We start from the raw sequence: 5,565 nt of genomic DNA, 5'->3' as shown, positions 1-5,565 counted from the left end.
CTCTTCCAATTTTTTCAGATATTTTTCAAGATCCTCTGTTCCATTCTCTAAAGTGATTTTTCCATTTTTGGCATCCTGTAAATCTTTTTTTGCCTGAATTATTTCTTGTTCAATATCAGTCTTGCTTCGGATAATCTTTGCATCATATAGTTTAGCGTCCCCAAATAATACATCGATATATTGGTTCACTTCCTCTTGAGTATAACCAATCATTTCGACTGTCAGTACAGGTACTTGACTAGCTTGTGGCGATAATATTTCCGCATCAATATTTAGATTTATCTTATCTCCGACTACTATATTCTCTTTCCAAGAAGAACTACTTATAGGAATGCCAGATGATGCTTCTGACTCTTCATACGATTGGTTGTTTTTTCCAACAACCGATTTGTCGCTTGGTGTCTTTTGGCATGAAATAATGACACAAGTAGAAATAATAACCAAAATCATAACTGTTATTATTTTTATCATAATGTTCTTTCGTTCTTGATTCATACTATTTTTCAATTTCTGTTTAGAATTTTTCATAATAACTAATATCCTATACTTCTGTCAATGATACTTCCATCAATTACATTTAGAGGCTTTTATGATCGTCCACGAACGCCGCCGTAAAGGGCAGGGCGGAAAGGATGGGAAGCGCCAAGAGCACAACGTCCGTTTGTAGGGACGAGAGGGCAAGCTGGATAGAGTACCCCGCCGGAAGCCCGCCCTCCATCTGCCCCTGAAATATGGGCAGCATTTAGTCGAACACGCCGAAGAACGCCGCTGCGGTAAGCCCTGTCAGTCCTACTATGAAGCCTCATGACATAAGGGAGCGTTTTATGTCTGTTTTAAAAGTGTTCACACGAACATATCCTATCTGCATTATTTCATATAACGAGTTCGGCCGTTTGAAAGAGTTTAATATCCCAGACTATTATCAATCACGGTGCCGTCCAGCGCGTTCAGCGTAATCACATCTAATCCCCGTGAATATTCAAAGTTGATATTGGATGGATTCCATTCTCGTCTATATAGTCATCGTTGCATGGAGGTTCCACTCCTGTTCGCTCATAGTATCCGTCGGTATGTTCAAGTTCAATAAAGAATTTCCATACGGGCAAATAATAATAATCGGAGCTGTTTTCCTTTGCATATCCTTCTTCATTATGATATAATCCTGAAACTTAATATCCTACATTTCGATCAATCCTGCTCCCATCTATTGCATTTAGTGTAACAGGCCCCCAAACTTCGGTGAATCCACTATCAAGACGAATAGGATTTCCTGCATCATCATAAGCTTGTGGTTCATCAAAAGTTTCGGACGCCTCACCTGGCAAAGTAGCAGAAGTAATTTTGGAGAAAATGTTCCAAACAGGAGAGTAATAATATGCTCCACTATTAGGTTGTTTGATCCTCATGAGACCTAATTCAACCCGCGTGACATCTACTGTAAAATTATCATACATATCATTTTGCGCCATATAGTCAGTATTTATAGCATCTAATGCGATCTTTTCAATTTCGTTGAATGACATCAGATCGGCCGATTCAGTTTCTACTGAGTTGATTGCCATTGGACTTTCCCATTTGAAAGAAGCGATCCCACCGTCATCAACAACAACCATAATTTTTTCATACCTTATTGGTGTGGCATTCGTATCTTCCATATGCTCACCTATTTCGTTTGATGCGTACGCTGTTGGACACCCATTTATGCTACGCATAAAAACACAAGCCCATCCCCAATTATTAGTAGAATACTTTGCTTGCCTTGCAGCACAACCAACATAACATAATTCGTAGTCTTGTGTAATTTTTGAAACTAATTCAGTTGCTTTTTTTGCGGCGTCTTCTTTGGATATACTAATGTTATATGGTTCGCCTGATGTCGCGGTGTAGGCCCAATCTCCGTCATTTATACACATGTAGGTAAGATATCCAAGCCAATTATTTGCAGTCTCAAATATATATCTTTTTCCATCTTTATTTGTGCTAACAGAAAAACCTTCACATTCCCCACCTTCAGAACCAGGAACTACAAAACCCTTCTGGAGAATTGGTTCTGCTTCTTTTAAGTCGCTTTCACTTGGCGCAGATATATATTCGGTCTCAAGCTCATTTATTCTACTATTTAGTTGGTCACGATGAGAGGTGCTTTCAGAAGAATTATCGAGTGTGCTTAATTCCTTTTTTATAGACAGAATATGTTCCTCAATATTTTCTTTTGTTTCCACACTATACTCACGATATTCGGCATTTTCACCAAAAAAAGTATTTTTGACTAGATCAATATCATCTTGCGTAAAATTTCTTGGGCTAGCGGAAACAACGGGAATTTGTGAAACTGACGGCAGAACAATTTCTGCGTCAATGTTTAATGTCATGTGCGAATTGCTTGATGCGCCTGATCCATCCAATACCCAACGGTCTGGCGCACCAAGTGTTTGAATCAAAAGACCACCTGAATTTGGATCGGATTCATTGGAATCATTTGCAGACTGAAAATTCGCATCACTTTTTCCGACAACGGCAGCTTGATTAGGGGTAGCTTGACAAGCGGTTGCAAAAAAAGAAATACAAAGAATGAAAATCCAAAATATAGAGTAAGATTTTGCTTTCATTTTTTTCATATGCCGGTCTCCCTTTCGTACATTTTATCGATTAGCTCCTTCTATAAGCGACGATATCCACCTATATGCCTGCCAAATATTGATTAGTTACTCTTGGTTCAATATAACTCCCATCAATAGCATTTAGAACAATAGATGATTGTGATTTGAACGTTGAATCCGGATAGCCATAATCGAAATTAACTGTCCACGTTGGAATATATTCGCCTTGGTCGGCCTTTTTTTCAGAAGATAATAAATCAATCCCTAATTCAAACTTCGTAATATTGATATCAAGCGCTTCTTCATCAGTGCTACTTGACGCAAATATTTTTTGTAGAGTATCTATGGCTTGAGCCTCCATTGTGTCAACATCTTCAATTTTTGCAGACATATTTTCCTCATTGGTTATTTTACAAGCCCCCTCATACCACAGTAAACATAATCCCTCTTCGTTTATGGCGATCCTGAGGAATTCCGGTTCCCATGGTGATCCATAATCCGGCGGGACATTGGGATTTAAATAGTACGAACTCGGATAGTATATTTTTTGCAATCCATCTATATTTCTCGTAAATGTGAAAATCCATCCATATGAATCAATCTCACCATCCAAGACGATAGTACATGCTTCTTCGGTGAACAAAGATAAATCATTTGCTCCGATATCATTTGCATATTCTAAGGCTTGCTCATGCGCCGATTGTTTTGAAATCGAAGGGGATTTCGGCATATAAGTAGCCATATCCTCGTCGATTAAACTTTGTGGGTATACTTCCAGATTCATATTTTTCCTATATGCAAAGTTATTATGGTTACGCGCAAACGTACATTGTGCTATTGAACCGTCAGCTTGTTTTATATACGCATCATGATAGACACCGGACTCAAGTTCAGAGAGAATTAGCTGCGAAGTCGAGCTAACTGTTGAGGTATCTTTTGTTAAATCTCCTATCGCTCCCCAATCCGAATACATTTCCGTACTATTAGTGAATTGTTGAACATAGGAAAGAATCTGCTCATCTGTGAAAATCTTTTTTTCTACCTTTGTGATTGGATATGTTTCTTTATCAGGAGCCATTGCTTCTGCGGTTTTATTGATTGTATTGATTGGAACGATATTTGAATTGCTACACGCTGCAACAACAAGTATAAAACTTACGATCAATATTGTAATTATAAGAATATGTCTGTTTCTTTTACCCATAATCGCTCATCCTTGTCTAATATTGCAATCAAGCGGAAAAATTGATAATTACTCAATTCCTCATTGTCACTCTTATTTATTGTTAGCGGCTGAAAAGCCGCTAACAATAAATTGATATAATAGATTAGCAGTATGTTACTCCACTACTGAAAATAAGATAATCACTCGAGCTGGAACTTGCAATACTCATTTTGATATTTACGCCTGACGGATAAGATGTAAAATCTGCTAACCAATTTCCGGTACGTACGATTTCTGGGGAAAGTACAGTACAAGTCGAGCCAGAACTTGTGCTATATCCGCGCATTCTCCAATTACTTTGGCCCCGCTTTACCCATGAATCGACACGGGCTTCAATATTGACTGATCTATCCCTTGTTGCCCACATAACCGACTGGGAAGGCCCGCCATATATCTTTCGATTTGAATGCGTTTGCGAACTTGCCAATGCTGTCGATGCTACAGCAAGAACCATAATAACTACCAGTACCATGACAACTATTCTCGTTGATTTTTTCATGATTATCTCCTTTCTCACTTCACAAACATATGAAATGTTTATGAATCATAGAATTCGCGTGTTGAAATCCATCGGATTCCTCGGTATACTTTGTGGTATAGTCCTTACGAAGCTGGCTATCGCCTACGCGATAGGGTTAGCGCCATCAGTTTTGTAAGGACTTTTTATTTCCCATTGGACTCCCTCCTTTTTTCTCGCCTTGCGTTCCAAGCCAGCAAAGACTTTATAGTATTTTTTCTGGGAACGGGAATAGGGGGTAAAATATCCTATTCCCATCCCGCCAGAAATGTCATTCATTTTTTTAATTTTTGAGGCACTTTTGGTTCATACCATGGCCCATGGCAAGGCAAGCCTGCAAAAACATCTGCAATGGAAATCAATGATTTTTCCGTTGCTTTGACCATGATCTTTTTGAAACCTTTGGCGTTCTTTTTCATTTCTTCTTCCTCCTAATATTTACTTTTGGGTTTGGTAAACTGCCGGACAGGATTGTCTGGCTATTACTAAAATATCACATTAAAATCTGTTTGTATCACACATCACGCGAATAGCCGATTTCATCAAGCGAATAGTTGTGCATACGTTCAAAAATACTATATACTTAATTATGTAGAGATTAAAATTCGTCTTATAGGCAGGGGAGGAAATAAGAATGTCTTTACTCTGGGTGTTATGGGAAATCTGCGTTAATTCTCTCGAGTGTTACTTTTTGTTTTATATGTTGTCAAGACAATTAGATTTTTATCCAGGAGGCAAAAAATACGCCTATTTAGGCTTGCTTGCGATAATTATCATTGAGACCACTTTGAACTTTACTCATGTGGAATCGAATGTAGTTATCGTCGTATGTTCTATCATAAAACTTATTTATCCATTTGTATGCTTTTCCGACAAGATACCACCTAAAATATTATGGGGTATAATAGGAATCTTCGTCCCAAATATCGCTAATTTGATTTTATCAAATATTTTACCACTCATCAGCGGTCTGAATATCGTGGATACTTTATCTCCATCAATGGCGCGTTTCGGTGTCCAGATTTTTTATATTCTGGTTGTAATCATACTGTATTGGATACTCTCACAAATCCCAAGAAAGAATAAGATTTCTTTGTCTCCCGCCATTCAGATCATTTCTATTGGCATTGTTGCCATCGGTATTTTTTCAGTCGCTGAAATTGTAGGTTTCTCCATAAACGCAGAACGTACTTTGAACTTTACTCATGTGGAATCGGATGTAG

7 protein-coding genes are annotated in these 5,565 nt (G+C 38.1%); 1 reads left to right on the top strand and 6 read right to left on the bottom strand.

What is annotated here, in order from left to right:
- The 6 genes from CHK_RS04620 to CHK_RS16310 form a co-directional block, all read right to left on the bottom strand.
- Positions 1-528, bottom strand: a 528-nt coding sequence (locus CHK_RS04620; protein ID WP_046442870.1) for a DUF6034 family protein, incomplete at its 3' end; no start/stop codon positions are given.
- A gap of 49 nt (positions 529-577) precedes the next feature.
- Positions 578-742, bottom strand: coding sequence for a hypothetical protein (locus CHK_RS16570; RefSeq protein WP_160295591.1), 165 nt, complete (start codon positions 740-742; stop codon positions 578-580).
- A 427-nt stretch (positions 743-1,169) separates the two neighbouring features.
- Complete coding sequence (locus CHK_RS04615; protein ID WP_046442869.1) at positions 1,170-2,618, bottom strand: DUF6034 family protein; 1,449 nt, start codon at positions 2,616-2,618, stop codon at positions 1,170-1,172.
- 61 nt (positions 2,619-2,679) lie between these two features.
- Positions 2,680-3,804: a DUF6034 family protein gene (locus CHK_RS04610; RefSeq protein WP_046442868.1), complete on the bottom strand. Its 1,125-nt coding sequence runs from the start codon at positions 3,802-3,804 to the stop codon at positions 2,680-2,682.
- A gap of 124 nt (positions 3,805-3,928) precedes the next feature.
- Positions 3,929-4,324 carry a hypothetical protein gene (locus CHK_RS16315; protein ID WP_131924767.1) on the bottom strand — a complete coding sequence of 132 codons (396 nt, stop codon included), beginning with the start codon at positions 4,322-4,324 and terminating at the stop codon, positions 3,929-3,931.
- 293 nt (positions 4,325-4,617) lie between these two features.
- Entirely contained in the window at positions 4,618-4,761 is a 144-nt protein-coding gene (locus tag CHK_RS16310; RefSeq protein WP_131924770.1) for an AgrD family cyclic lactone autoinducer peptide, read from the bottom strand.
- A 215-nt stretch (positions 4,762-4,976) separates the two neighbouring features.
- Between CHK_RS16310 and CHK_RS04605 the strand changes: the two genes are divergently transcribed.
- A partial coding sequence (locus CHK_RS04605; protein WP_046442867.1) for a hypothetical protein occupies positions 4,977-5,565 on the top strand: 589 nt, incomplete at its 3' end.

The sequence above is a fragment of the Christensenella hongkongensis genome (assembly GCF_000981035.1).
Classification (GTDB): domain Bacteria; phylum Bacillota; class Clostridia; order Christensenellales; family Christensenellaceae; genus Christensenella; species Christensenella hongkongensis.
The sequence above is the reverse complement of the archived record's forward strand: the minus strand, read 5'-3'. Positions and strand labels throughout refer to the sequence as shown.

Excerpts from the sequence above, each read along its gene's own strand:
- CHK_RS16315 (WP_131924767.1), bottom strand. The coding sequence starts at position 4,324 with ATGAAAAAATCAACGAGAATAGTTGTCATGGTACTGGTAGTTATTATG.
- CHK_RS04615 (WP_046442869.1), bottom strand. The coding sequence starts at position 2,618 with ATGAAAAAAATGAAAGCAAAATCTTACTCTATATTTTGGATTTTCATT.
- CHK_RS04610 (WP_046442868.1), bottom strand. The coding sequence starts at position 3,804 with ATGGGTAAAAGAAACAGACATATTCTTATAATTACAATATTGATCGTA.
- CHK_RS16310 (WP_131924770.1), bottom strand. The coding sequence starts at position 4,761 with ATGAAAAAGAACGCCAAAGGTTTCAAAAAGATCATGGTCAAAGCAACG.
- CHK_RS16570 (WP_160295591.1), bottom strand. The coding sequence starts at position 742 with ATGCTGCCCATATTTCAGGGGCAGATGGAGGGCGGGCTTCCGGCGGGG.